Genomic DNA, 24,130 nt, shown 5'->3' with positions numbered 1-24,130 from the left:
GCCGCTCGGCGTTATCACATCCGACCATCGGTGCAGGAGGCAACGTGAAGTTGACTGGCGAATTGTTGATTGGGCAGCAGGCGATCAAGGGCAGTCGCGATCCCATCGTGGCCATCGACCCGGCCAGCGGAGAGCGTCTGCCGACCGAATTCCAGGGTGGCAGCGTCGAGGACGTCGCCCGCGCCTGCGAACTGGCTGGCGCCGCTTTCGATAGCTATCGCGAGACTGCCAGTGAGGCGCGTGCCGCCTTTCTGGAAGCGATCGCCGAGGAGATCGAAGCCATCGGCGAGCCGCTGATCGACCGGGCGGTGGCCGAGAGCGGCCTGCCGCGGGCGCGCATCGAGGGCGAGCGCGGCCGCACCTGCGGTCAGCTGCGCCTGTTCGCGCGGGTGGTGCGTGACGGCGAGTGGCTGGACGTGCGCGTCGATCCGGCGCTGCCCCAGCGCGAGCCGCTGCCGCGGGCGGATCTGCGTCAGCGTCATATCGCCCTGGGGCCGGTGGCGGTGTTCGGCGCCAGCAACTTCCCGCTGGCGTTCTCGGTCGCCGGCGGCGATACCGCCTCGGCCCTCGCTGCCGGCTGCCCTGTGGTGGTCAAGGCGCACCCGGCCCACCCGGGCACCTGCGAACTGGTGGGGCGTGCGGTGCAGGCGGCGGTGGCGCGCTGTGGCCTGCCCGAGGGCGTATTCTCGCTGCTACACGATTCGGGGCTGGAAGTGGGGCAGGCACTGGTCGCCGACCCGCGCATCAAGGCCGGCGGTTTCACCGGCTCGCGCAAGGGCGGGCTGGCACTGCAGCAGATTGCTCAGCAGCGCCCCGAGCCGATCCCGTTCTATGCCGAGATGAGCAGCACCAATCCGGTATTCCTGCTGCCGGCGGCGCTTGCCGCCCGGGGCCGCGAGCTGGGCGCGGCGTTCGTTGGCTCGCTCACCCTGGGTGCCGGGCAGTTCTGCACCAACCCTGGGTTGGTGATCGCGGTCGAAGGCCCCGAGCTGGATGCCTTCGTCGAGGCGGCCGCCACGGCGGTCGAGGAGAGCCAGCCCCAGACCATGCTGACGCCGGGCATTCATGACGCCTACACCCACGGTGTGGCGACGCTCTCGGCGCATCCACAGGTGCACGAAGTGGCCCGCGGGGTAGCCGCCGAGGGTCAGCCCAACCGCTGTATCAGCGCGCTCTTCATGACCCGTGGCGAAGCGCTGCTCGATGATGCCGCGCTGCAGGGCGAGATCTTCGGCGCTGCGGGACTGGTGGTCGCTTGTCGCGACGCCGCCGAGGTCAAGCGGGTTGCCGAGGCGCTGGAAGGGCAGCTCACCGCCACCCTGCAGATGGATGACGCCGACGTCGACGCGGCGCGTGCGCTGCTGCCGACGCTGGAGCGCAAGGCCGGGCGCATCATGGCCAACGGCTGGCCCACCGGGGTCGAGGTGTGCGATGCGATGGTCCACGGTGGCCCCTTTCCGGCCACCTCGGATGCTCGCACCACCTCCGTGGGCAGTGCGGCGATCCAGCGCTTCCTGCGCCCGGTGTGCTATCAGAACCTACCCGATGCGCTGCGCCCGCGGGCGCTCGAGGAGAGCAATCCGCTGGCGCTCTCGCGCCTGGTCGACGGCCAGCGCGAGCACTGAGCGCAGTCAGCTTGATGTAGCGACACCCGAGGGCCGCCTTCGTGCGGCCCTCGGCGTTTCCCCAGTGGGGCTCGATGGGTGTCCGGGTGTCTAGTATCTACACCAGTCCCAGCCACTTCAGCACGATCAACCCCAGGCTCAGGCTGAACATCGAGCCGAAGGTGGTGATCACGATGATGTTGGCGGCCAGCTTGTCGTTGGCCTTGAACGCCTTGGCCATGACGAAGGAGGCGGCTGCGCCGGGGCTGCCCAGGAACAGGAACAGGATGCCCAGGGCCGGCCCGCGGATGCCCAGCGCCAGGGCGCCGAGGACACCCAGTAGGGGGACCCATGCCAGCTTCCACAGGCTGGCATCCAGGGCGATGGTGCTGCCGCGTTTGAACGCTGTGACCGATAGCGTGCCGCCGATGCAGATCAGGCCCAGCGGCAGCGACATCGAGCCCAGATAGCCGCCGGAGGTGAGCAGCCAGGCGGGGAGATCGAGCCCCAGCAGCGCCACCGGGATCGCCAGCACCACGCTCAGGATCAGCGGATTCTTGGCCAGGTTGCGTGCCAGCGAGCGCAGGTCGGTGGGCACGTCCTGGCTGTAGACCGAGAGCACGATCACCGAGACCACGTTGTAGACCACGATCACCGCGCCGGCCATGATGCCGCCCACCGACAGCCCATAGTCACCGTACTGGCTGGCCGCCAGCGCCAGACCGACGATGCCGTTGTTGGCGCGGCAGGCGCCCTGGGTGAAGATCCCGCGCTCGACGTAGGGGTGACGCCAGATCGCCCACAGCCAGGCGAGGCCGAAGCTCGCCAGGGTGAAGCCGACGAAGTAGAGGATCAGCCGTGGCTGCAGGGCGCTGTCGAGGTCCGCCTGGATGATGCTGAGGAACAGAAGCGTCGGCATGGTCACCCGGAATACCAGCGATGAGGCGGTATTGATGAAGGCGGCATCGATCCAGCCCAGGCGCTTGAGGCCCAGGCCGAGGAACACCATCAGAAAGACCGGCAGGGTGATTTCGAGGGTATGGGTAAATGCCGCCAGCAGGCCCATGGGTCACTCTCCGCCGCGAACCAGCCAGAAGCCGACCACCAGGGCGGCGACGATGACGGCCCAGAACAGCCGATTTCTCAGTCGAGTGTCGCGATGGGAACCTTTGCGGGACACGGTACAATCCTTTTTTAGACAACGAGAGCGGTGTGGAAGCGAGGGTCTGCGTCGACAAGCGGAAGCGGTGTAGACGACCAGCGCTTGTCGAGAGGCCCCGAGCTTGTGTAGAAAACGAGAACTCGCGCAGTCAGCGCGAGTCCAAACGTCGGCCCGCGGCAGCGCCCGGACAGGGGCGTGCCGGGGTGCGCCGTAGCGGCCCCGAGGCGGGGACGTTCGACGAAAAGGCGACAGTTTACGGGAATCCGACAATCGATGCTGCTTCAACCCCTGGTCTTTGCCCACGCCAACGGCTTTACCGGTGCCAGCTACCGTACCCTGCTGGCGCCGCTGGGCGAGCGCTTCGAGCTTCACCCCCTGGAGCGTCTGGCTCACCATCCCGATTTTCCGGTCGACCGCAACTGGCATTCGCTCTGCGACGAGTACCTCGATGCGGTCCGCGCGGTGGGCCGGCCGGTGATCGCGGTGGGCCACTCGATGGGTGGGGTGCTCTCGATCATGGGCGCATGCCGCGCGCCGGAACACTTCCGCGCGGTGATCGCCCTCGACCCGCCGCTGCTGATCGGGCGCGATGCGTGGATGCTCAAGCTGGCCAAGCTGACCGGTGTCATCGACCGTATCACCCCGGCCGGCAAGACCCTCAAGCGGCGCGAGCACTGGCCGAGCCGCGAGGCGATGCACCACTCGCTGCGCCAGCGCACGCTGTTCAAGGGCTTCACCGAGGCGGCGCTGGCGGATTACGTCAGCGGTGCCACCCGGCTCGACGAGCAGGGGGCGGCCCGTCTGCTGTTCGCCCCACGCCATGAAGCCGCGGTGTTTCGGCATCTGCCCGACCACCTCTCCGGTGTGCTCAAGCGTCTGGAGGTGCCGCTCACGGTGATCGCCGGCGAGACGTCGACCCTGCTGACCGCCGCCCGGCGGCGCCAGCTCGCACGGGCCGGGGTCACTCTCGGCTGCGTGCCCGGCGGCCACATGTTCCCGTTCGAGCACCCCGAGGCGACCCGGACGGCGCTGCTCGCTGCGCTCGACCGGATGCGGGAGGGGCAGCATGTCGTCGAGCGATAAGGCAAGCGAGGGGGCGATCGAGACGACGCTCGGAGAGGCGGGGCTGGCGGCGCAGGTGTGGGGCTCGGCGGAGGCCCCGGTGTGGCTGGCGCTGCACGGCTGGCTCGACAACGCCGCGACCTTCTCGCGCCTGGCGCCGCTGCTGGTCGAGGCGCTGGGCATCCGGGTGGTGGCGCTGGACCTGCCCGGCCACGGCCGCTCACCGCATCGCGGGGAGGGGGGCGATTACTCACCCTGGAGCTATCTGCCCGAGCTGGTCGGGGTGGTCGAGTCGCTGGGGCCGGCGCCGCTGACACTGCTCGGCCACTCCATGGGCGCGGGGGTGGCGAGCCTGCTCGCCGCCGCGCTGCCGGAGCGGGTGGCTCGGCTGGTGCTGCTCGATGGTCTTGCCCCGCTGACCACCACGCCACAACAGACCGCGGATCAGTTGCGGCTGGGACTGCGCGCGCGCCGACGGCCGCGGCGTGGCGAACGCGGATACGCCACCCTGGAAGCGGCGCTCGATGCCCGGGTCAATGGCGGCCGCACGCGACTGGATGCCGACACCGCACGGCCGATCGTCGAGCGCGCGCTGCGGCGTGGCGAGGATGGCCTGCTCTATTGGCGCAGCGACCGGCGCCTGGTCTGGCCCTCGCTGCTGCGGCTGAGCCCGGAGCAGATGCTGGCCATGCTCGATGAGATCGTCGCGCCGACGTTGCTGATTCAGGCCACCGCCGGGGTGCTGGGCGAACGTGAGCAACTGGCCGAGAGCTGCCGACGGGTGCGCCGGCTGCAGCGACGGGTGATGAGTGGCGGCCACCATCTGCATCTCGAGCGCACGCGGGTGGCGCAGGTGGCGGCGGAGGTCGTACGCTTCACCCAATTGGGCGCCGCCGCGGTGAGCGAGTGAGCGGCCGGTGTGGACAGCGGCAGTGGGCAAGGGCATGACGGAGCAGGACGTGCAAGCGACAGGCAGGAGAAGGGGACGATGAAACCACGTGTTTCACTGGTGCTGGGCAGCGGTGGTGCCCGCGGCTACGCCCATATCGGCGTGATCGAGGAGCTCGAGGCGCGCGGCTACGAGATCGTCTCGATCTCCGGCTGCTCGATGGGCGCGCTGATCGGCGGCATCCACGCCGCCGGCCAGCTCGAGGGCTACCGCGACTGGGTATGTCAGCTCGACTACTTCGATGTGCTGCGGCTGGTCGATATCACCTGGAGCGCGATGGGCGCGATGCGCGCCGGCAAGGTGATGACCAAGCTGAAGGCGCTGGTCGGCGATATCCAGATCGAATCGCTGCCGCTGCCGTTCACCGCGGTGGCCACCGACCTGACCCGCCAGCGCGAGGTGTGGTTCCAGAGCGGCTCGCTGCTGCGCGCGATCCGAGCCTCCATCGCCGTGCCCGGGATCATCACGCCGGTGCAGGAGCACGGCCAGGTGCTGGTCGATGGCGGGTTGCTCAACCCGCTGCCGATCATCCCTACGGTATCGGTGTCCGCGGATATCGTGCTCGCGGTCAACGCCACGGCGCAGACGCCACGCCCGATCAGCCTGGAGGCGCTGCTGCCGGCGGAGCGTGCCGCCGAGGAGGAGCAACGCGAGCGTGAACGCGAGGCCGCAGGCAAGAGTTTCAGTGGCTGGCTGGGGGGCGTGCGCAACCGTGTCCAGGGCATGATCTCCTCCTTCAGCGATGAGGAGGAGAGCACCGGCGACACCTGGTCGAGCCAGACCGAGCGCGCCTGGAGCAAGCTCGACATGATGCTGGCGTCGTTCGATATCACCCAGGCGGCGCTGGCCAAGTACAAGATCGCCGGCTATCCGCCGGACGTGCTGATCGAGGTGCCCAAGAGCGTCTGCGGTGCCTACGAGTTCCACCGCGCCGAGGCGTTGATCGAACTCGGCCGCTATCTCGCCGCCCAGGCGCTGGATCGCCACGAGGCGCAGCGCGATCACACCTGGGCCAGCGGCGAGCCGGTCGATGCACGCCGGCATCCGCGCAGCAGCGGGCTACCCCGGGTCGACATGCCGCTGCCGCTGTCGTCGCCCAAGCGCCAGGAGTGAGTGCCAGGCGTCAGTGCCAGGCATGATGTCCAGACGTGAGCGTCAGGCGTGAACGCCATGAGACTCACTCCGGCTCGCCGCCGCGGGTACGCAGCAGCACGTAGAGCGCGCCGGTGCCGCCGTCGATCTCGCTGGCGGAGCAGAAGGCGAGCACTCGCGACCAGTTCCTGAGCCAGGTGTTGACGTGACTCTTGATCACCGGATAGGTGCCACCGCCGGCGCTGGTGCCGCGGGCCTTGCCGTGGACCACCAGGACGCAGCGCAGGCGGTTGGCGACGGCGTCGTCGATGAACGATTCGAGTTCCAGGCGCGCTTCGTCCAGGGTGTAGCCGTGCAGGTCGAGCCCGCCTTCCCAGGGGATGCGGCCGCGCTTGAGCTGCGCGAAGGTGCGCGGCGGCAGATCGGGGATCGCGAACGCCAGCGACTGATGCGGGGTGACCGCCTCGACGCCGCCGTCGGAGAGTGAGGAGAGCGCCTGGGGTGGCGCCTGCTCGGCGGCCTCGCGGCGCGCCGTGGCGTTGAGCGTGTGCTGGCGGCGACGTCCGGTATCGGCGCGGTTGAGCTTGAGCCGTTTCACGCCGGCCGCCTCCAGCGCCTGACGAAAGGCGCCGAGATCGGTGTCGTCACCACCTGACGGATCGTCGCCCGAAATCTGCGTCATGCCGCTCTGCCTCTGTTTGCCGCCTTCGTTCGTGCCGGCCGGGGGTGTGCCATCGGGCCGCGTCTGGCGGACCCGCTCCGGGGGCGCCAGGGTAAAGGATTGTCGCCGCGGAAGCATGCCCGGCTGTGAAGCGCTGACCCTTGCGGGTACAATCGTCGTCCGTTTTTCAGCTATTTGCGAGCCCGACCCATGTCCAGTCCGTCGACGACCCTGACGCTCACCGATCACGCCCTCGCCAGCGAGCTGATCAGCGTTCGCGACTGCCTGCGCTGGGCCACCAGTGAATTTCTCGCCCATCGCCTGCATTTCGGCCACGGTACCGACAGCGCCTGGGACGAGGCGGTGGCGCTGGTGCTCGGGGCGCTGCACCTGCCGTGGGACGCTGACCCGGCGATACTCGACGCGCGACTGCTCGGCGTCGAGCGTTCCCGGATCGTGGGCCTGGCGCGGCAGCGCATCGAAACCCGGCGACCGCTGCCCTACCTGCTGGGGGAGGCGTTCTTCGCCGGCTATCCGTTCGAGGTCGACGAGCGTGTGCTGATTCCGCGCTCGCCGATCGCCGAGCTGATCGAGGCGGGCTTCGCGCCCTGGTTCGAAGCCGCGCCGCCGGCACGGGTGCTCGACCTGTGCACCGGCTCCGGCTGCATCGGCATCGCCACCGCGCTGACCCTGCCCACCTGTGTGGTGGATCTGGTCGATATCAGCCCCGAGGCGCTGGCGGTGGCCAAGGCCAATATCGTGCGTCACGACGTCGGTCGCCGGGTGCGTGCGGTGGCCTCCGACCTGTTCGACGGCGTCGCCGGGCAGACCTACGACCTGATCGTCAGCAACCCGCCGTATGTCGACAGCCGTGACCTGGCGGCGATGCCGGCAGAGTACCGCCACGAGCCCGACCTGGCGCTGGGCGCGGGTAGCGACGGGCTCGATATCGTGCGCCGCATCCTGCGCGAGGCGCGTGGCTATCTCAGCGACGACGGCATCCTGGTGGTCGAGGTCGGCAACTCCCAGCGCCATCTCGAGGCCGCCTTCCCCGAGGTGCCGTTCCTGTGGCTCGACTTCGAGCGCGGCGGCGAGGGCGTCTTCGTGCTCGACGCCGAGACTCTCGACGCCCATGCGGCTCGGTTCGCCGCCGCCTGACCGCTTCGCTTTCGCTCCCTTTTCTCCGAGGAACCCGCATGTCCGGCAACACCTTCGGCAAACTGTTCACCGTCACCACCTTCGGTGAGAGTCACGGCCCGGCGCTGGGCGCCATCGTCGATGGCTGCCCGCCGGGGCTCGCGCTCAGCGAGGCGGATCTGCAGCGCGATCTCGACCGTCGGCGCCCGGGCTCGTCGCGCCATACCACCCAGCGCCGCGAACCGGACCAGGTGAAGATCCTCTCCGGGGTGTTCGAGGGGCGCACCACCGGCACCCCGATCGGGCTGGCGATCGAGAACACCGACCAGCGCTCCAAGGACTACTCCAAGATCAAGGAGCAGTTCCGCCCCGCGCATGCCGACTACACCTATCACCACAAGTACGGCATTCGCGACTACCGCGGCGGTGGCCGTTCCAGCGCGCGTGAGACCGCGATGCGCGTCGCCGCCGGGGCCATCGCCAAGGCCTGGCTGGCGCAGCAGGGCGTGCGCGTGCGCGGCTACATGAGCCAGCTCGGCCCCATCGAGATCGATTTCAAAAGCTGGGACGGGATCGACGACAACCCGTTCTTCTGCCCCGATCCGGACAAGCTGCCCGAGCTCGAGGCCTACATGGATCAACTGCGTCGCGATCAGGACAGCGTCGGCGCCAAGATCACGGTGATTGCCGAGGGCGTGCCGGTGGGGTTGGGCGAGCCGGTCTTCGATCGCCTGGACGCCGACCTGGCCCATGCCCTGATGGGCATCAATGCGGTCAAGGGGGTCGAGATCGGTGACGGTTTCGGTGTGGTCGCCAGCCGCGGCAGCGAACATCGCGACGAGCTGACCCCGGAAGGGTTCCTCTCCAATCACGCCGGCGGCGTGCTCGGCGGTATCTCCACTGGCCAGCCGCTGGTGGCGCATCTGGCGCTCAAGCCGACCTCCAGCATCACCCAGCCCGGGCATTCGATCGATGTCCATGGGGCGCCGGTGGAGGTGATCACCAAGGGGCGTCACGATCCCTGCGTGGGAATCCGCGCCACGCCGATCGCCGAGGCGATGATGGCCTTGACGCTGATGGATCACTGGTTGCGCCACCGCGGCCAGAATGCCGATGTGCGGGTAGAGACCCCGCGCCTGGGCCAGCGCTAGACGCCGGCTTCAACCCTGGCGGCGATCATTCGTCGCCAGGGGGCCCGCCACGGCCTGCCTTGCCACCCTCGGCTGCGTCACCGCCACTCTCGTAGTCTTTATTCCCACCATTTCCGTTGTCACTTCCCTTGTCCGTGCCGCGTGTCTCTGCGCCGCCCTTGTTGGCGCCGTCTTGGCGCTCCTCACGCGCCTGCTGCTGGCGCTCCTTGACCTTGCGCTGGCGGAGCTGCTGGCGGTAGCCGTAGGTGGCGCCGCGGATGGTCTCGTCGCTCTCCAGGCTCGAGCCCAGGGCGCCGGCCACGGTCGCCACCGAGGTCGCCAGCCACGCCAGGGCGGGGAAGTTCCACCAGCCGGTGGAGGACTCCACCGTGGCTTCGAGCAGACTGGCGGGGACGAACAGGATCACCGCCACCAGAAACAGCGCGAAGAGAATGGCGTAGTAGCAGCCCACCCCCAACAGCAGGGTCATCAGCGTGGTCAGATTGTAGAGCCGGGTCAGGCGCGGCGAGCCGGTATAGCGCTGCGGCTCCCACAAGCCATGATCGAGAATCAGCCAGATCACCATGGCGGCGATCGCGGCGATCATCAGCAGCACGAAGCGATAGACCTCGTAGGCCGCGCTGAGGCGCCACAGGGTGGGGAAGATCAGACCGTAGGCGCCGGTGGCGAAGGCCACCGCGACGATACGCCGGAAGGCGGGCAGAATGGTCCACGGTCGGTTGGCGCGCACCATCCCCGCCAGCAGGCGTAGATGGGCGCGCACAGGGGCGGCGGAGACGAAGCGCACATCGACCACCGGCTGACGCTCGCCGCTCTGGCTGTCGCTGTCGTCGTCACCGCGGCTGTCGTCACCATCGCCGGCAGGGTGGCTGGCATCTGACGCCTCAGGCGCCGTATCGCACGTCTCAGCGGACGCTGCCTGACACCTCGTCTCGATCTCCTCGCGACGTTTTCCCTCACTTTCCTCGCCGCTCTCCTCATCGCCCTCGTGTTCCTGGCGGTCGTCCGGCGTGATCCGGCGGATCGGCGTCAGCCACTCGGCGAGACGCGAGCCCATCAACTGGCGTGCGCTGCCGTTGCGGATACCGTGGGCGCGGCGCGTCCGGCGGCTGCGGTCGACATGCGCCTGCTGGCGCTCGCGGTCGTCGGGGTCGCTGCCGTGGTGCATCTCGTTGATCAGGTGCAGCGTGGCTTCGCGCAGCCGGTCGTGCAGCGGCGAGGCGCCCAGTGCCGGCTGCGAGATCACCGCCACACCGCACGCCTCGCTGGCCTCGGCCACGGTCAGACGGCCGTCGCGGAACAGCGGCAGATCGGTGATGCACAGCACGTAGTCCCAGCCGTGCTCGCGTTTGAGGCGGGCGGCCTGCTGAATGAGTTCGGCACCGGTGCCGTCGGCACCGATCAGCGGGTCGGTGACGCACTCGACCCGCCAGGCGTGGCGGTCGTCGGTGTGGCGCGAGAGCAGTATCGGCAGCTCCTCGGCGAGCCCGGCGGCGATGCGTTCGGGCAGCTCCGGGGCGGGGATCAGGCCCAGGCGCTGCGCTGGGCGGCTGGGTTCGCGCTCGCTGGCGTTGTCACCACGGCTTTCCTGTTCTGGCTCGGTCGCGCCCTTTTGGGGCGCGGATGACGCTGGCGAGGCCATGTCGTGTGCTCCTCGTGTCTCGCTCTGCCTGGGGTGGCTCGCTCTAGCCTAGGCACGATCCGGCGTCTCGACGAGGTCGGCGCGCATCGACTCGAGCTGGGCGAGCATTGCGCGGCCGGCATTGGAGAGGGTGCGTTCGCGATGCACCAGATAGCCCAGGCGGCGCAGCAGGGGCGGGTGCTCGACGGCCAGGACCGTCACCTCGTCGTCGATCATGCTCTCCGGCAGCACGCTCCAGCCCAGGCCGATGCCGGCCATCATCTTGAGGGTCTCCAGATAGTTTGTGGAGAGTGCCACGCCGATCGTGAGGCCGCTGCGGGAGAAGGCGTCGACCACGATGTCGCGGGTGAAGGTGAGCGGGCCGGGGAGCACCGCCGGATGGCGGGCCAGCTCGCCGAGCGAGATGCGACTGGCGCCGGCCAGCGGGTGCTCGGGGGCCGCGACGAAGCGCAGGTGGTCGGTCCATACCGGCACCGACTCCACCTGCGGGTTGGGGCGTGGTGCCAGGGTCACCACGGCCAGTTCGATCGCCCCCGAGACGACTCCCTGATAGGCCTGTTCGGAGTCGAGGAAGCGCAGATCGAGATCGACCCCGGGGTAGCGCCGGGTGTAGGCCTTGAGCACCGGGGGCAGGCGGTGCAGGCCGACATGGTGGCTGGTGGCCAGCGTCAGACTGCCGGCGACCTGCCCGCTGAGGTCGTGCAGCTGGCGTCGGCTCTCCTCTACAAGTTGCAGGATCCGGCGCGCCTGGGGCAGCAGCAGGCGGCCGGCCTCGGTGAGGCTGACGCGGCGGTTGATGCGGTCGAACAGCTTGGCGTCTGTCTGCGCCTCGAGCGCGGCGATGCGCTTGCTGATCGCCGGCTGTGTCAGGTGCAGGCGCTCGCCGGCCAGCGAGAAGGAGGCGGTATCGGCAACGGCGATGAAGGCCTGCAGGCTCTGGGTGTCCATGGTGTGGCCCTCGCGGCGGGGCTGATGAATTCATCTATTCTGGTGTGGAATCCAAAGCATAATCAAGATGAATTGCTTTTATGCATGCCCCGGGCGTATCTTGGCTCTCCCAAGCTCGAGAGGCCCGTGGCCGGGCCCCTCGCGGCATACCGACAGCGTCGCGCAACCGCGTCGAGACGGGCGACGGAGGAGATCGAGACATGGCAGGCCAAACGCTCTACGACAAGCTGTGGGCGCAGCATCTGGTGACCAGCCGCGATGACGGCTCGGCGTTGATCTACATCGACCGTCATCTGCTGCACGAAGTCACCTCGCCGCAGGCGTTCGAGGGGCTGCGTCTGGCCGGGCGCAAGCCGTGGCGCCGCGATGCCAACCTGGCCACGCCGGACCACAACGTGCCGACCACGATCAAGGAGCGCAGTGCCGGCAACGCGGGCATCGTCGATGACGTCTCGCGCATCCAGGTCGAGACCCTCGACGCCAACTGCGAGAGCTTCGATATCGAGGAGTTTCGCATCAATGACGAGCGTCAGGGCATCGTCCATGTGGTGGGGCCGGAGCAGGGCGCCACGCTGCCCGGCATGACCGTGGTCTGCGGCGACTCGCACACCGCCACCCACGGCGCCTTCGCCGCGCTCTCCCACGGTATCGGCACCTCCGAGGTCGAGCACGTGCTCGCCACCCAGTGCCTGATCGCGCAGAAGATGAAGAACATGCAGGTGCGCGTCGAGGGCCAGCTGGGTCTCGGCGTCACCGCCAAGGATATCGTGCTGGCGATCATCGGCCGTATCGGCACCGCCGGCGGTACCGGCTACGCCATCGAGTTCGCCGGGAGTGCGATTCGCGAGCTGTCGATGGAAGGTCGCATGACCATCTGCAACATGGCGATCGAGGCCGGTGCCCGGGTCGGTCTGGTGGCGGTCGACGACCACACCATCGAGTACCTGCGCGGCCGCCCCTTCGCCCCCAGTGCCGAGCAGTGGCCGGCGGCGGTCGAGGCGTGGCGTGAACTGGTCTCCGACGACGACGCCCACTTCGACAAGGTGGTCGAACTCGACGCCGCGGCCATCGAGCCCCAGGTGACCTGGGGCACCAGTCCCGAGATGGTGGTCAATGTCTCCGCCGCGGTGCCCGACCCGGCCACCGCCGACGACGAGACGGTGGCGCGCGGTATGCAGCGCGCGCTCGAGTACATGGGGCTCGAGGCGGGGCAGAAGATCACCGATATCCGCCTCGACAAGGTGTTCATCGGCTCCTGCACCAATTCGCGGATCGAAGACCTGCGCGAAGCGGCCAAGGTGGCCCAGGGGCGCAAGGTCGCCGACAATATCCAGCTCGCCATGGTGGTGCCGGGCTCCGGTCTGGTGAAGCGTCTGGCCGAGGCCGAAGGGCTCGACAAGATCTTCGTCGAGGCCGGCTTCGAGTGGCGCGAGCCGGGCTGCTCCATGTGTCTGGCGATGAATGCCGACAAACTGGGCGCTGGCGAGCGCTGCGCCTCGACCTCGAACCGCAACTTCGAGGGGCGCCAGGGCTACGGCGGGCGCACCCATCTGGTGAGTCCGGCGATGGCCGCCGCCGCCGCCATCGAAGGGCACTTCGTCGACGTGCGCGACTACGACCCGGGCAGCGCGCGGGATCGTGACGACGCGCTCAGCGCCTGAGCCCCGGCCCCCTTCACGAGGAGTGACGACGATGAAGAAATTCGAACACCTGCAGGGATTGGTCGCGCCGCTCGATCGGGCCAATGTCGACACCGACCTGATCATTCCCAAGCAGTTCCTGAAATCGATCAAGCGCACCGGCTTCGGCCCCAATCTGTTCGACGAGCTGCGCTATCTCGACGAGGGTTACCCGGGCCAGGACGCCTCCAGCCGTCCGCTCAACCCCGATTTCGTCCTCAACCAGCCGCGCTACCACGGCGCCCAGGTGCTGCTGGCGCGGCGCAACTTCGGCTGTGGCAGCTCGCGTGAGCACGCGCCCTGGGCCCTGGATGACTTCGGCTTCCGCGTGGTGATCGCGCCCAGCTTTGCCGATATCTTCTACAACAACTCGTTCAAGAACGGCATTCTGCTGATCCCCCTCGACGAGGAGACCGTCGAGCGCCTGTTCCAGGAGACCGAGGCGACCGAAGGCTACCGTCTCGACGTCGACCTCGAGCGCCAGCAGCTGACCACGCCGAGCGGCGAGACGATCGCCTTCGAGGTCGACCCGTTCCGCAAGCACTGCCTGCTGGAAGGGCTCGACGACATCGGCCTGACGCTTGCGCAGTCGGGGGCGATCAGCGACTTCGAACGCCGTCATCGCCAGGCGCAGCCGTGGCTGTTCCGCGACGTTTGAGTCGCTGATACCCGTATCGACACCGCTCTCCAGGCGGGTTTTCAAGGATTACGCATGAGCAAGAAGATTCTGGTATTGCCCGGTGACGGTATCGGGCCGGAAATCACCGCCGAAGCGGTCAAGGTGCTCGACGCCTGCCGCGCCGCCGGGCTCGACGCCGAGCTCGAAGAGGGGCTGGTCGGTGGCGCGGGTTACGACGCCGAAGGGCATCCGCTGCCTGAGTCGACCCTGGCCAAGGCCAAGGCCGCCGACGCCATTCTGCTGGGCGCGGTGGGTGGCCCCAAGTGGGATACGCTGGAGGATCTCACCAAGCGCCCCGAGAAGGGCCTGCTGGGGCTGCGCAAGCACCTCAACCTGTTCGCCAACCTGCGTCCGGCGCTGCTCTACCCGCAGCTCGCCGAGGCCTCGACGCTGAAGCCGGAAGTGGTTTCCGGGCTCGACATCATGATCGTGCGCGAGCTGACCGGGGGGATCTACTTCGGCCAGCCGCGGGGCATCGAGACGCGTGACGGCGAGCGCGTGGGCTACAACACCTACGTCTATTCGGAGTCGGAGATCGAGCGCATCGGCCGGGTCGCCTTCGAGATGGCGCAGAAGCGCGGTGGCAAGCTCTGCTCGGTGGACAAGGCCAACGTGCTCGAGGTCACCATACTCTGGCGCGAGGTGATGAACCGGCTGGCGCCCGAGTATCCCGACGTCGAGCTGTCGCACATGTACGTCGACAATGCCGCCATGCAACTGGTGCGCGCGCCCAAGCAGTTCGACGTGGTGGTCACCGGCAACATGTTCGGCGACATTCTCTCCGACGCGGCGGCGATGCTCACCGGCTCCATCGGCATGCTGCCCTCGGCGTCGCTCAACGAGCGCCAGCAGGGTATGTACGAGCCGTGTCACGGCAGTGCGCCGGATATCGCCGGTCAAGGGCTGGCCAATCCGCTGGCGACCATTCTGTCGGTGGCGATGATGCTGCGTTACTCGCTCGGCGAGAGCGCGCTGGCCGAGCGCATCGAACGCGCCGTGGGACAGGTGCTGGATGCCGGTCTGCGCACGGCGGACATCGCCTATCCCGGCACCCGCCAGGTCTCCACCGCGGAGATGGGCGATGCCGTCGTGGCAGCGTTCGCCGACGTCTGAGGCGCCAGCCGTCCGCCGATGAGCGAGTGTCACGCGCCCGGCAGGAGATCGGCGCCGGCCTCGGCGGGCTGCTAGACTGACACGCTTTTGAGGGGGCCGTGACGCGCGCGTCACGGCAGACGTTCATGGAAGCGGAGCCGTGCCGGCCGGGAGATAACCGCCTTGGTCGGCTGTGGCTTCCTCCACCTTCGGGGTAACCAATCTATGTTGAAAGTCGGATTCGTCGGTTGGCGCGGTATGGTCGGTTCTGTGCTGATGCAGCGCATGCTGGATGACAACGATTTCGCCGGTCTCGAGCCGGTATTCTTCTCCACCTCCCAGACCGGGCAGCCGGGGCCGGACATCGGCATGGACGTGCCGGCACTCAAGGACGCCAACGATATCGCCGAACTCAAGGCGATGGACGTGATCGTGACCTGCCAGGGGGGTGACTACACCACCGCCGTCTACCAGCCACTACGCGAAGCGGGCTGGAAGGGCTACTGGATCGACGCCGCCAGCACCCTGCGCATGGCCGACGATTCGGTCATCGTGCTCGATCCGGTCAACCGTCACGTGGTCGACGCCCAGCTGGCCAAGGGTACCCGCACCTTCGTCGGTGGCAACTGCACCGTCAGCCTGATGCTGATGGGCCTGGGCGGGCTGTTCGAGGCCAATATGGTCGAGTGGATGACCTCCATGACCTATCAGGCGGCTTCCGGCTCCGGCGCCAAGCACATGCGCGAGCTGCTGGCCCAGATGGGGGCGCTCAACGGTGCTGTGGCCCAGGAGCTGGCGACTCCCTCCAGCGCGATTCTGGACATCGACCGCGAGGTCACCGCGACCCTGCGCAGCAGCGCTTTCCCCACCGACAACTTCGGGGCGCCGCTCGCCGGCAGCCTGTTGCCGTGGATCGACAAGGCGATGGAGAACGGGCAGAGCAAGGAGGAGTGGAAGGGCGGCGTGGAGACCAACAAGATCCTCGCCACCGGCAGCCAGCCGATCCCGATCGACGGCCTCTGTGTGCGTATCGGCGCCATGCGCTCGCACAGCCAGGCGTTCACCATCAAGTTGCGCCAGGACGTGCCGCTCGACGAGATCGAGGAACGTCTGGCCAAGCACAACGAGTGGGTCAAGGTCGTGCCCAATGACAAGGATCAGACGATCGAGCAGCTCACGCCGGCGGCGATCAGCGGCACCCTGAGCATCCCGGTGGGGCGGCTGCGCAAGCTCGCCATGGGCGGCGAATATCTGACCGCCTTCAGCGTCGGTGACCAGCTGCTGTGGGGGGCCGCCGAGCCGCTCAAGCGCATGCTGCGGATCGTGCGCGAACACGCCTGAGGTCACACGCTGACACTGACTGCCGCGCGTCAGCCGCGTGGCCCAAGAACCCCGCCCGCGCCTGCGCCGGCGGGGTTCTTGCGTGGAGGCGCATGCCTCTCCGGCGCGCGAGTTCATGGCGCTTTCTGTAACCTGATGTTAAAGATTGTGTCGTAACGGCCGATCATGCTTGCGAATACATCGCGCAGTTGGGGACAGCATGCGGTCATGGGTCACGCTCTTCATCGGCGGTTGCGGGCTGCTGCTGGCTACTCGGGTCCAGGCGCTGGGGGTGGGTGAGCCGCTGACGGTGTCACCGCTCAACCGGCCGCTGCATGTGGTGCTGCCGCTGACCGAGAGCGCCAGGCTGGAGCCTGCGCAGGTCTCGGTGACGCTGGCCGACGCGGCGGCCTACCGGCGTGCCGGACTGACGCCGGATGCCCTTGGCGATGGCATCACCGCGCGAGTCGAGAAGCGCCGCGGTGGGCTCGCCATCGTGCTCGACAGCGACCGGCGTGTGCGTGAACCCTTTCTCGATCTGCTGCTGAAGATAAGCTGGCCTCAGGGGCAGTGGCAGCGTGAGGTCTCGCTGCTTTTCGATCCGCCCGATTACGCTGCGACGCAGCCGCTGCTGGCAGCCGCCGACTCGACGCCGCACTCGGCGGCCACTGCCGCTTCGCCCTCATCCGTCTCGACCTCTGCGTATCCGACTGCCGCTGCCGGCTGGCCGCAGGCGCTCACGGTCGCCCCCGGTTCCACGCTCTCGACTCTGGCGGCATCGTTGCCGCCGCACCAGGGGGTCTCCCTGGCGGCGGCCATGCTGGCGCTCTATCGCGCCAATCGCAGTGCCTTCGTGGCCGGCAATATCGATCGGCTGCGCGCCGGCGTGCGTCTGGAGGTGCCGCCGGTGGCTACGGTCGCGGCGCTGGCCGATCAGGCCCCGGCTGCACTGCGAACATTGCGCAACGCCGCCAATGGCGCCGATGTCGAGGGGGCAGCCGCACGTGGGCGCGCGGGGCAGGTGTCATCTGCCTCGGTGTCGGGGGCGGCGGACAGCGCGACGCTGGCGCGGCAGGTGGCAGCCCTGACGCAGCAGATCCAGCGTCAGCAGGCGACCATTGCCGAGCTCGAGGACCAGCGTGAGCGGCTGCGCGCGGCGCTCGCCGCAGGCGCAACGCCGGTCGACAAGGGCGACGTGTCGGCCTCCGACCCGAGCGGCGGTGTAAGCGAGTCCGCCGTGGTGGCGGCCCTGGGGGCATCGGCGCCGCCCGGCGCCGCCTCGACTTCCTCGCCTACGACTTCATCGATTTCGACTGGCTCGACCTCGGCGACCGCCGATTCATCGGCCGCGGGTGATGGGATTGCGGCTTCTGGATCGACACCCGCCGGCCCCGTGACGTCGGCTGGCGATACCACGCCAGCTGCCTCCACGGCGGCCGCGGCCTCGTCGACGGCGCAGGCGACGCCGCTGGACAAGCCCACGCCGCTGCCCAAATCGGCGTCCTCCACGCCCAAGGTATCCGCCGCGAAAAACGGCAGCGCTGCTGCGCTGTCCCTATGGCAGCGTGCCGTGTCCTGGTCGCCGCTGCTCGGCGCCCTGGCGCTGCTCGGCCTGCTCTGGGCCCTGCTGCGGCAACGTCGCCGTTACCGGGAGCAGGCCCAGATTACTGTCCATGACGAGTCGAGTGACGGCCGCCCCGGTGCGCCGGACCAGGCCCCGCGCAAGCCCCGCCGCCGGGCGCCGAGGGGGCTCTTGAAGTGTCTGAAGAGAGGTGTGAAACGCCGCGGCGCGCGGCGCGACCCTGCTGAGGTCGAGATGGGGGCCGCGGCGATCAGTCAGGCCGATATCTATATCGCTTATGGCCGTTATGCTGCCGCCCGTGACTGGCTCGAACCGCGGCTGGAGGAAGATCCGCGCCATCGGCTGAGCCTGATCCGAGCCCTGGGTGAGCTGCGCGAGATCGAGGCCATGGAGCAGGTGCTGGCCGGGTTCGACGACAGTGCCAGCCGCGAACAACGGCGCACCGCGGAAGCCCTGGTCGCTGACTACCGCGCCCGCTATGTCGATGAGAGCTGGGCCGTTGCCACCGATCACGCAGAGGCCGCGGCAGCCGACACCGCCGCGGCGACTCTGCTGGCGGAGGACGAGGGGGCGCTCTCTCTGGCGCGGGTCGAGGATGTGGATGCGCTGTTCGATGCCGCGCTGGGTGGCGAGGCGGCGCCCTTGCCCCAGTCACCGCTGCCTGACACTTCGTCCTCGTCCGCAGCGCCATCCTGCTCCGACACGACGCCAGCGCCTGAAAAGACGCCTTCAGCCGAGTCGGTGTCCACTGGGGATGCCACGGCGCCGCACACCATCGACGGCGCCGAGGTAGAGGACACCGAGACACCGCCCGATGCCGCGCCGACGCTGGCGCTCGAACCCTTGCCTCATGCATTCGATGTGGCCCCGGAGACGTTGGGTGCGGGTCCGTCAGCCACGGCGCACCGGGATGAGGCCGGACCTGACGAGCATCGGTCGTCTGGTGCGCATGCGCGTGGATCGGAAGCGGAAGAAAAATTGGAAGCGGGAGAAAAATCGGAAGCCGGGACGCAGCAGGGCGAGGCAGCCGCCGCCGAGCCCCCGCAAGAGCGCCGCGCGCGACCCTGGGAGCGCGACGACGCGACCGCCGCGCCGCTGGCCTTTCCCGATGATCCGGCGCCGCAGGCGCTGCGTATCGACTACCAGCCGCCGACGCTGGAGCTCGATGACGCGACACCGTCGCCCACGGCGCCGCTGAGCGACGCTTCGTCCGAGATCGAGATGCCGCCGCTCGACCTCGATGCGCGCACCTGGCGCCCGATGGGCGAGCCGGTGTCCGCCGAGACGCCTCACCGGAGCGTGGGTTTGGCCTCTCCGGACAGCGCGTCTGCGCCAAGCAGCGCATCGGGAAGCACGGCTGCCGCAAACACGTCGTCTGAAAATGCGTCTCCGGGAAATACCTCGCCTGGACACACCTCATCTGGAAACGCGTCGCCTCAGCATCCCGTCTCCCCGGGGGACACCTCGCTGCAGCGTGGGATTCCCGTCGGCTGGGAGGTCGAGGAGGTGGAATTCGAGCCGCCGCATCGGGATAATGGTCGGCCCTAAGTTTCCCCGCGTTGCAGGTTTCGATGGCGTTTTTTACCCGGCAGGACGATACCCAGACGCTGAGTGGCCGCCTGGCCCTCGGCGTGGAGTATGACGGTACCCGCTACTGCGGCTGGCAGCGCCTGAGCCACGCCGAGTCGGTCCAGGGCACCCTGGAGGCTGCGTTGTCACGTATCGCCGCGGCTCCGGTCAAGGTGCTGTGCAGCGGTCGTACCGACAGCGGCGTTCATGCCGCGCGCCAGATCGTGCACTTCGATGCGCCCGCGGCGCGCACCCAGAAGGCGTGGCTGTTCGGTGCCAACGCGACCCTGCCGCGGGATATCGCGGTGCGCTGGCTGGTACCGGTGAACGACGATTTCCACGCCCGCTTCTCGGCGCTGGCCCGGCGCTATCGCTATGTCATCCTCAATCAGCCGACGCGCCCGGTGATGGAGCGCCATCATGCCACCTGGTGCCGCGAGCCACTGGACGCCGAGCGCATGCATCGTGCCGCCCAGGTGCTGGTGGGGGAGCACGACTTCTCCAGCTACCGCGCGGCGGGTTGCCAGTCGAAGACCCCGATCCGCCATCTGCACGCCATCGAGGTGTGCCGTTACGGGACCCTGGTGGTGATCGACGTGCAGGCCAACGCCTTCCTGCACCATATGATCCGCAACATTGCCGGGGTGCTGGTGGCGGTGGGGCGCGGCGACAAGTCGGAGTCCTATCCTGCCGAGCTGCTGGCGCTCAAGGATCGGACCCTGGGTAACGTCACCGCGCCGGCCTGCGGGCTGCACTTCGTCGACGTGCGTTTCGACGAGCGCTTCGCCCTGCCCGAAGAGCCGCTGGGCCCGCAGATGCTGGCGTTCCGCGGCGACTGGACCGGCGACCGTGACCTGATTCCCGATACCCCCTTGATGCGCCGGCGGCGGGTATGGCCGAAATGGATCGACGCCGATGGCAACGTGGTCGATACCCACCCCGACGCCCGCGCGGCCGAATCCGCACCGTGACATCAGCGGCGCGACCGGCGGTAGAGACGCCCTGTCCGGGGCGCCAGGAGAGATGACCCCATGAGCCAGGTGAGAATCAAGATCTGCGGCATGACCCGGCGCGAGGATATCCACGCGGCGGTGGCGTGCGGCGCCGACGCCCTGGGGTTCGTGCTGTGGCCGGGCAGTGGCCGGGCGATCGAACCGGCAAGGCTGGCCGCGCTCAGCGCCGAGGTGGCTCCCTTCGTCACCCGGGTGGGGCTGTTCGTCGATGCCGATGCGGCCAGCGTCGAGGCGGCGCTGCCCTATCTCGACCTGCTGCAGTTCCATGGCGATGAGTCGCCCGAGTTCTGCGCGCGCTTTGCCAAACCCTGGATCAAGGCGCTGCGCATGCGTGACGGCCTCGACCTTGAGCAGGCCGTCCGGCGCTACGCCGGCGCCGGCGCGCTGCTGCTCGATGCCTACCGCCCCGGCGTCCCGGGTGGCACCGGCGAGACCTTCGACTGGTCGCGCATTCCCGGTGACCTGGGCAAACCTGTTATTCTTGCCGGTGGTCTGACGCCAGACAACGTCGCCACCGCCATCGCCCGCGTCGCGCCCTATGCGGTCGACGTCTCCGGTGGTGTCGAGGCCCGTGCGGACGACGGCGCGCTGCGCCATGGCATCAAGGATCCCGCGCGCCTGCGCGCCTTCTGCCATCATGTCCGCGCCGCCGGCGCCACCACCATCCACGCAGCGACACCATGAGGGTCCACTCGTGAGCCGATTCTTTGACCTGACGCAACTGCCCGATGCGAGCGGCCACTTCGGCCCTTACGGAGGGCGTTTCGTCTCCGAGACGCTGAGCTTCGCGCTGGAAGAGCTCGACAAGATCTACGCGAGCCTCAAGCACGATCCCGATTTCCAGGCCGAATTCGATCGTGACCTGACCCACTACGTGGGCCGGCCGTCGCCGCTCTACCATGCCGAGCGCTGGTCGCGGGAGATCGGCGGTGCCCAGATCTGGCTCAAGCGCGAGGATCTCAACCACACCGGCGCGCACAAGGTGAACAACACCATAGGCCAGGCGCTGCTGGCCAAGCGCTCGGGCAAGCCGAGAGTGATCGCCGAGACCGGCGCCGGCCAGCATGGTGTCGCCACCGCCACGGTGGCCGCGCGTCTGGGGCTCGAGTGCGAGGTCTACATGGGCGCCGAGGACGTCGAGCGTCAGAAGCTCAACGTCTATCGCATGCGTCTGCTCGGGGCCAAGGTGGTGCCGGTGGAGTCGGGCTCGCGCACCCTCAAGGACGCCATGAACGAGGCGCTGCGTGACTGGGTCACCAACGTCGACAATACCTTCTACATCATCGGTACCGTGGCCGGGCCGCACCCCTATCCGATGCTGGTGCGCGACTTCAATGCCGTGGCCGGCCGCGAAGCGCGGCGCCAGTCGCTGGAGCAGATCGGGCGCTTGCCGGATGCGCTGGTCGCCTGCGTCGGCGGTGGCTCCAACGCCATGGGCCTGTTCTATCCCTTCGTCGAGGATGACGAGGTGGCGATGTACGGCGTCGAAGCCGGCGGCGATGGCTTGGCTACCGGCCGTCATGCCGCGCCGCTGACCGCCAACGCGCCGCGTGGCGTGCTCCACGGCAACCGCACCTATCTGATGTCCGACGAGGGCGGCCAGATCGCCGATACCCACTCGGTCTCGGCGGGCCTGGACTACCCTGGCGTGGGCCCGGAGCACGCGCTGTGGAAGGATGTCGGGCGGGTCGAGTACGTGGCCGCCGACGACCACGAGGTGCTTGCCGCCTTCCGCGAGCTGACCCGGGTCGAGGGCATCATGCCGGCGTTGGAGTCCGCCCACGCACTGGCCCATGCCAAGAAGCTGGCGGCCAGCCTGCCGCGGGACAAGCACATCGTGGTCAACCTGTCCGGGCGTGGCGACAAGGACATCCATACCGTGGCCAAGATCGACGGCATCGAATTCTGACGGCGGGGACCGACATGAACCAACACGCGAATCGTATCGACCGGCGCTTCGCCGCGCTCAAGGCAGCGGGGCGCAAGGCGCTGATTCCCTACATCACCGCCGGTGATCCGGCCCCGGCCCACACCGTCGACTTCATGCACGCCTGCGTCGAGGCGGGGGCCGACGTGATCGAGCTGGGCGTACCGTTCTCCGACCCGATGGCCGACGGCCCGGTGATCCAGAAGGCGTGCGAGCGCGCGCTCCTCCACGGCACCCGGCTGAGCCACGTGCTGGAGATGGTGGCGGCGTTCCGCGAGCGCGATGCCGAGACCCCGGTGGTGCTGATGGGCTACCTCAACCCGATCGAGCGCATGGGCTATGCTGCCTTCGCCCGCCAGGCCCGGGATGCCGGCGTCGATGGCGTGCTCGCGGTCGACATGCCGCCGGAGGAGATGGGCGAGAACGCGGCGCTGTTCGCCGACCACGGTCTGCAGTCGATCTTCCTGCTCGCGCCGACCACCTCCGAGCAGCGCGCGACGACGATCTGTCACCACGGCCAGGGCTATCTCTACTACGTCTCGCTCAAGGGCGTCACCGGCGCGGCGACCCTCGATGCCGAAGCCGTGGGGTCGCAGTTGGCGAGCCTGCGTGCGCTCACCGAGCTGCCGCTGTGCGTCGGCTTCGGCATCCGTGATGGCGCCACGGCGGCGGCCATCGGCCGTGTCGCCGACGGCGTCATCGTCGGCAGCGCCCTGGTGGGGCGTATCGCCGAGCGCGCCGATGCCCCCGAGACGATCCCGCAGGCGCTGCGCGAGATCCTCGGCGAGATGCGCACGGCGCTGGACCGAGATGCGCGCGCCTGAGCCGCGCGGGGCATTCTGGTATCATCTGCGCTTTCCGTGTCGCGCCGGCATGTGGCTGACCGCCGGCGCGGACCCGTTTCCTTAAACTGATGGAATCTCTCCCGACATGAGCTGGCTAGACAAGATCGTCCCGTCGATGAGCCGCACCCAGCGTAACGACCGCCGCGCCAGCGTGCCCGACGGCCTGTGGCGCAAGTGCCCGAGTTGCGATTCGGTGCTCTATCTCCCCGAGCTGGAGAAACACCAGAACGTCTGCCCCAAGTGCCAGCACCACCTGCGACTCACGGCACGCAAGCGGCTCAACTGGTTCCTCGACGCCGAAGGGCGCGAGGAGATTGCTGCCGACCTGCAGCCGAGCGATCGGCTCAAGTTCCGCGATTCGAAGAAGTACAAGGATCGCCTCTCGGCGGCGCAGAAGGCGACCGACGAGAACGACGCCCTGATCGCCATGCGCGGCACCCTCGACGGTCTGCCGGTGGTCGCGGTGGCGTTCGAATTCTCGTTCATGGGCGGTTCGATGGGCGCGATCGTCGGCGAGAAGTTCGTGCGCGCGGCGAGCCTCGCGCTGGAGCAGGAGATCCCGCTGGTGTGCTTCGCCGCCTCCGGCGGCGCGCGCATGCAGGAGGCGCTGTTCTCGCTGATGCAGATGGCCAAGACCTCCGCCGCGCTGGAGAAGCTCAAGCAGGCCGGGGTGCCCTACATCTCGGTGCTGACCGATCCGGTGTTCGGTGGCGTCTCGGCATCGCTGGCGATGCTCGGCGATCTCAATGTCGCCGAACCCAACGCGCTGATCGGCTTCGCCGGCCCGCGGGTGATCGAGCAGACCGTGCGCGAGAAACTGCCGGAAGGGTTCCAGCGCAGCGAGTTCCTGCTCGAGCACGGCACCGTCGACATGATCGTCGCGCGTCCCGAGCTGCGGACGCGGCTGGGCAATGTGCTGCGTATCCTCACCCATCAGCCGTCACTCGCTGACGAAGCCGAGGCGGACTTCTCGCCGCTGCCGGACGAGGCCGACGCTTCCCAGGCGTCGCGCTGAG

The 24,130-nt window shown here is 68.6% G+C and carries 20 protein-coding genes; 16 read left to right on the top strand and 4 right to left on the bottom strand.

The genetic code is table 11. The features are described from left to right. Positions 1 to 44 precede the first annotated feature (44 nt). Positions 45 to 1,625, top strand: coding sequence for an aldehyde dehydrogenase (NADP(+)) (locus DOM67_RS03730; RefSeq protein WP_110674325.1), 1,581 nt, complete (start codon positions 45 to 47; stop codon positions 1,623 to 1,625). A gap of 97 nt (positions 1,626 to 1,722) precedes the next feature. Here DOM67_RS03730 and DOM67_RS03725 read toward each other — a convergent pair whose 3' ends face one another. Beyond that, a complete protein-coding gene (locus DOM67_RS03725; RefSeq protein WP_188115142.1) occupies positions 1,723 to 2,670 on the bottom strand; it encodes an AEC family transporter in 948 nt (315 codons plus the stop codon). Positions 2,671 to 3,039: 369 nt separating this feature from the next. Between DOM67_RS03725 and DOM67_RS03720 the strand changes: the two genes are divergently transcribed. The 3 genes from DOM67_RS03720 to DOM67_RS03710 all read left to right on the top strand — a co-directional run bounded on the left by DOM67_RS03720 (position 3,040) and on the right by DOM67_RS03710 (position 5,890). Further along, entirely contained in the window at positions 3,040 to 3,849 is an 810-nt protein-coding gene (locus DOM67_RS03720) for an alpha/beta hydrolase (RefSeq protein WP_110674324.1), read from the top strand. Then, positions 3,833 to 4,738 (top strand): alpha/beta fold hydrolase, encoded by a 906-nt coding sequence (locus DOM67_RS03715; protein WP_110674323.1) that lies wholly within the window; start codon positions 3,833 to 3,835, stop codon positions 4,736 to 4,738. The genes DOM67_RS03720 and DOM67_RS03715 overlap by 17 nt, the downstream gene beginning before the upstream one ends. Before the next feature lie 78 nt (positions 4,739 to 4,816). Continuing rightward, entirely contained in the window at positions 4,817 to 5,890 is a 1,074-nt protein-coding gene (locus DOM67_RS03710) for a patatin-like phospholipase family protein (protein ID WP_110674322.1), read from the top strand. Between the two features lie 64 nt (positions 5,891 to 5,954). On the opposite strand, the gene DOM67_RS03705 is transcribed toward DOM67_RS03710, so the two are convergent. After that, positions 5,955 to 6,551 (bottom strand): Smr/MutS family protein, encoded by a 597-nt coding sequence (locus DOM67_RS03705; protein WP_110674321.1) that lies wholly within the window; start codon positions 6,549 to 6,551, stop codon positions 5,955 to 5,957. A 189-nt stretch (positions 6,552 to 6,740) separates the two neighbouring features. Here DOM67_RS03705 and prmB point away from each other — a divergent pair, with 189 nt between their 5' ends. After that, positions 6,741 to 7,688 (top strand): 50S ribosomal protein L3 N(5)-glutamine methyltransferase, encoded by a 948-nt coding sequence (gene prmB / locus DOM67_RS03700; protein ID WP_110674320.1) that lies wholly within the window; start codon positions 6,741 to 6,743, stop codon positions 7,686 to 7,688. A 38-nt stretch (positions 7,689 to 7,726) separates the two neighbouring features. Beyond that, positions 7,727 to 8,818 (top strand): chorismate synthase, encoded by a 1,092-nt coding sequence (aroC, locus tag DOM67_RS03695; protein WP_110674319.1) that lies wholly within the window; start codon positions 7,727 to 7,729, stop codon positions 8,816 to 8,818. Between the two features lie 25 nt (positions 8,819 to 8,843). Here the strand turns inward: aroC and DOM67_RS03690 are convergent, their stop codons facing one another. Both DOM67_RS03690 and DOM67_RS03685 read right to left on the bottom strand, forming a co-directional pair. After that, positions 8,844 to 10,460, bottom strand: a complete 1,617-nt coding sequence (locus DOM67_RS03690; RefSeq protein ID WP_110674318.1) for a hypothetical protein — start codon at positions 10,458 to 10,460, stop codon at positions 8,844 to 8,846. A gap of 48 nt (positions 10,461 to 10,508) precedes the next feature. After that, the gene (locus DOM67_RS03685; RefSeq protein ID WP_110674317.1) at positions 10,509 to 11,408 is read right to left on the bottom strand and encodes a LysR family transcriptional regulator; all 900 of its coding nucleotides are present in this window, start codon (positions 11,406 to 11,408) and stop codon (positions 10,509 to 10,511) included. Between the two features lie 200 nt (positions 11,409 to 11,608). On the opposite strand from DOM67_RS03685, the gene leuC reads away from it, so the two are divergent. The 10 genes from leuC (at position 11,609) to accD (ending at position 24,129) form a co-directional block, all read left to right on the top strand. Beyond that, on the top strand, positions 11,609 to 13,069 hold the full coding sequence (leuC, locus tag DOM67_RS03680) for a 3-isopropylmalate dehydratase large subunit (protein WP_110674316.1): 1,461 nt from the start codon (positions 11,609 to 11,611) through the stop codon (positions 13,067 to 13,069). Positions 13,070 to 13,100: 31 nt separating this feature from the next. Next, positions 13,101 to 13,745 (top strand): 3-isopropylmalate dehydratase small subunit, encoded by a 645-nt coding sequence (leuD, locus tag DOM67_RS03675; RefSeq protein ID WP_110674315.1) that lies wholly within the window; start codon positions 13,101 to 13,103, stop codon positions 13,743 to 13,745. A gap of 54 nt (positions 13,746 to 13,799) precedes the next feature. Then, positions 13,800 to 14,879 (top strand): 3-isopropylmalate dehydrogenase, encoded by a 1,080-nt coding sequence (gene leuB / locus DOM67_RS03670; protein ID WP_110674314.1) that lies wholly within the window; start codon positions 13,800 to 13,802, stop codon positions 14,877 to 14,879. A gap of 204 nt (positions 14,880 to 15,083) precedes the next feature. After that, entirely contained in the window at positions 15,084 to 16,199 is a 1,116-nt protein-coding gene (gene asd, locus DOM67_RS03665; protein ID WP_110674313.1) for an aspartate-semialdehyde dehydrogenase, read from the top strand. A gap of 271 nt (positions 16,200 to 16,470) precedes the next feature. Beyond that, a complete protein-coding gene (locus DOM67_RS03660) occupies positions 16,471 to 19,308 on the top strand; it encodes a FimV/HubP family polar landmark protein (RefSeq protein WP_198651716.1) in 2,838 nt (945 codons plus the stop codon). Between the two features lie 23 nt (positions 19,309 to 19,331). Continuing rightward, positions 19,332 to 20,300: a tRNA pseudouridine(38-40) synthase TruA gene (gene truA / locus DOM67_RS03655; protein ID WP_110674311.1), complete on the top strand. Its 969-nt coding sequence runs from the start codon at positions 19,332 to 19,334 to the stop codon at positions 20,298 to 20,300. 60 nt (positions 20,301 to 20,360) lie between these two features. After that, a complete protein-coding gene (locus tag DOM67_RS03650) occupies positions 20,361 to 21,026 on the top strand; it encodes a phosphoribosylanthranilate isomerase (RefSeq protein ID WP_110674310.1) in 666 nt (221 codons plus the stop codon). After that, on the top strand, positions 20,980 to 22,251 hold the full coding sequence (trpB, locus tag DOM67_RS03645; RefSeq protein ID WP_110674309.1) for a tryptophan synthase subunit beta: 1,272 nt from the start codon (positions 20,980 to 20,982) through the stop codon (positions 22,249 to 22,251). Before DOM67_RS03650 ends, trpB begins: the two co-directional genes overlap by 47 nt. A gap of 14 nt (positions 22,252 to 22,265) precedes the next feature. Further along, on the top strand, positions 22,266 to 23,093 hold the full coding sequence (gene trpA, locus DOM67_RS03640; protein ID WP_110674308.1) for a tryptophan synthase subunit alpha: 828 nt from the start codon (positions 22,266 to 22,268) through the stop codon (positions 23,091 to 23,093). A 106-nt stretch (positions 23,094 to 23,199) separates the two neighbouring features. Then, entirely contained in the window at positions 23,200 to 24,129 is a 930-nt protein-coding gene (gene accD, locus DOM67_RS03635; RefSeq protein WP_110674307.1) for an acetyl-CoA carboxylase, carboxyltransferase subunit beta, read from the top strand. Position 24,130: the final 1 nt, after the last annotated feature.

It is taken from the genome of Salinicola sp. RZ23, assembly GCF_003206675.1.
GTDB classification, from domain to species: domain Bacteria; phylum Pseudomonadota; class Gammaproteobacteria; order Pseudomonadales; family Halomonadaceae; genus Salinicola; species Salinicola endophyticus.
Note: the sequence above shows the minus strand (reverse complement) of the source record. Positions and strands in the feature narration are given on the sequence as shown.

Excerpts from the sequence above, each read along its gene's own strand:
- DOM67_RS03725 (WP_188115142.1), bottom strand. The coding sequence starts at position 2,670 with ATGGGCCTGCTGGCGGCATTTACCCATACCCTCGAAATCACCCTGCCG.
- DOM67_RS03720 (WP_110674324.1), top strand. The coding sequence starts at position 3,040 with ATGCTGCTTCAACCCCTGGTCTTTGCCCACGCCAACGGCTTTACCGGT.
- DOM67_RS03715 (WP_110674323.1), top strand. The coding sequence starts at position 3,833 with ATGTCGTCGAGCGATAAGGCAAGCGAGGGGGCGATCGAGACGACGCTC.
- DOM67_RS03710 (WP_110674322.1), top strand. The coding sequence starts at position 4,817 with ATGAAACCACGTGTTTCACTGGTGCTGGGCAGCGGTGGTGCCCGCGGC.
- DOM67_RS03705 (WP_110674321.1), bottom strand. The coding sequence starts at position 6,551 with ATGACGCAGATTTCGGGCGACGATCCGTCAGGTGGTGACGACACCGAT.
- prmB (WP_110674320.1), top strand. The coding sequence starts at position 6,741 with ATGTCCAGTCCGTCGACGACCCTGACGCTCACCGATCACGCCCTCGCC.
- aroC (WP_110674319.1), top strand. The coding sequence starts at position 7,727 with ATGTCCGGCAACACCTTCGGCAAACTGTTCACCGTCACCACCTTCGGT.
- DOM67_RS03690 (WP_110674318.1), bottom strand. The coding sequence starts at position 10,460 with ATGGCCTCGCCAGCGTCATCCGCGCCCCAAAAGGGCGCGACCGAGCCA.
- DOM67_RS03685 (WP_110674317.1), bottom strand. The coding sequence starts at position 11,408 with ATGGACACCCAGAGCCTGCAGGCCTTCATCGCCGTTGCCGATACCGCC.
- leuC (WP_110674316.1), top strand. The coding sequence starts at position 11,609 with ATGGCAGGCCAAACGCTCTACGACAAGCTGTGGGCGCAGCATCTGGTG.
- leuD (WP_110674315.1), top strand. The coding sequence starts at position 13,101 with ATGAAGAAATTCGAACACCTGCAGGGATTGGTCGCGCCGCTCGATCGG.
- leuB (WP_110674314.1), top strand. The coding sequence starts at position 13,800 with ATGAGCAAGAAGATTCTGGTATTGCCCGGTGACGGTATCGGGCCGGAA.
- asd (WP_110674313.1), top strand. The coding sequence starts at position 15,084 with ATGTTGAAAGTCGGATTCGTCGGTTGGCGCGGTATGGTCGGTTCTGTG.
- truA (WP_110674311.1), top strand. The coding sequence starts at position 19,332 with ATGGCGTTTTTTACCCGGCAGGACGATACCCAGACGCTGAGTGGCCGC.
- DOM67_RS03650 (WP_110674310.1), top strand. The coding sequence starts at position 20,361 with ATGAGCCAGGTGAGAATCAAGATCTGCGGCATGACCCGGCGCGAGGAT.
- trpB (WP_110674309.1), top strand. The coding sequence starts at position 20,980 with ATGTCCGCGCCGCCGGCGCCACCACCATCCACGCAGCGACACCATGAG.
- trpA (WP_110674308.1), top strand. The coding sequence starts at position 22,266 with ATGAACCAACACGCGAATCGTATCGACCGGCGCTTCGCCGCGCTCAAG.
- accD (WP_110674307.1), top strand. The coding sequence starts at position 23,200 with ATGAGCTGGCTAGACAAGATCGTCCCGTCGATGAGCCGCACCCAGCGT.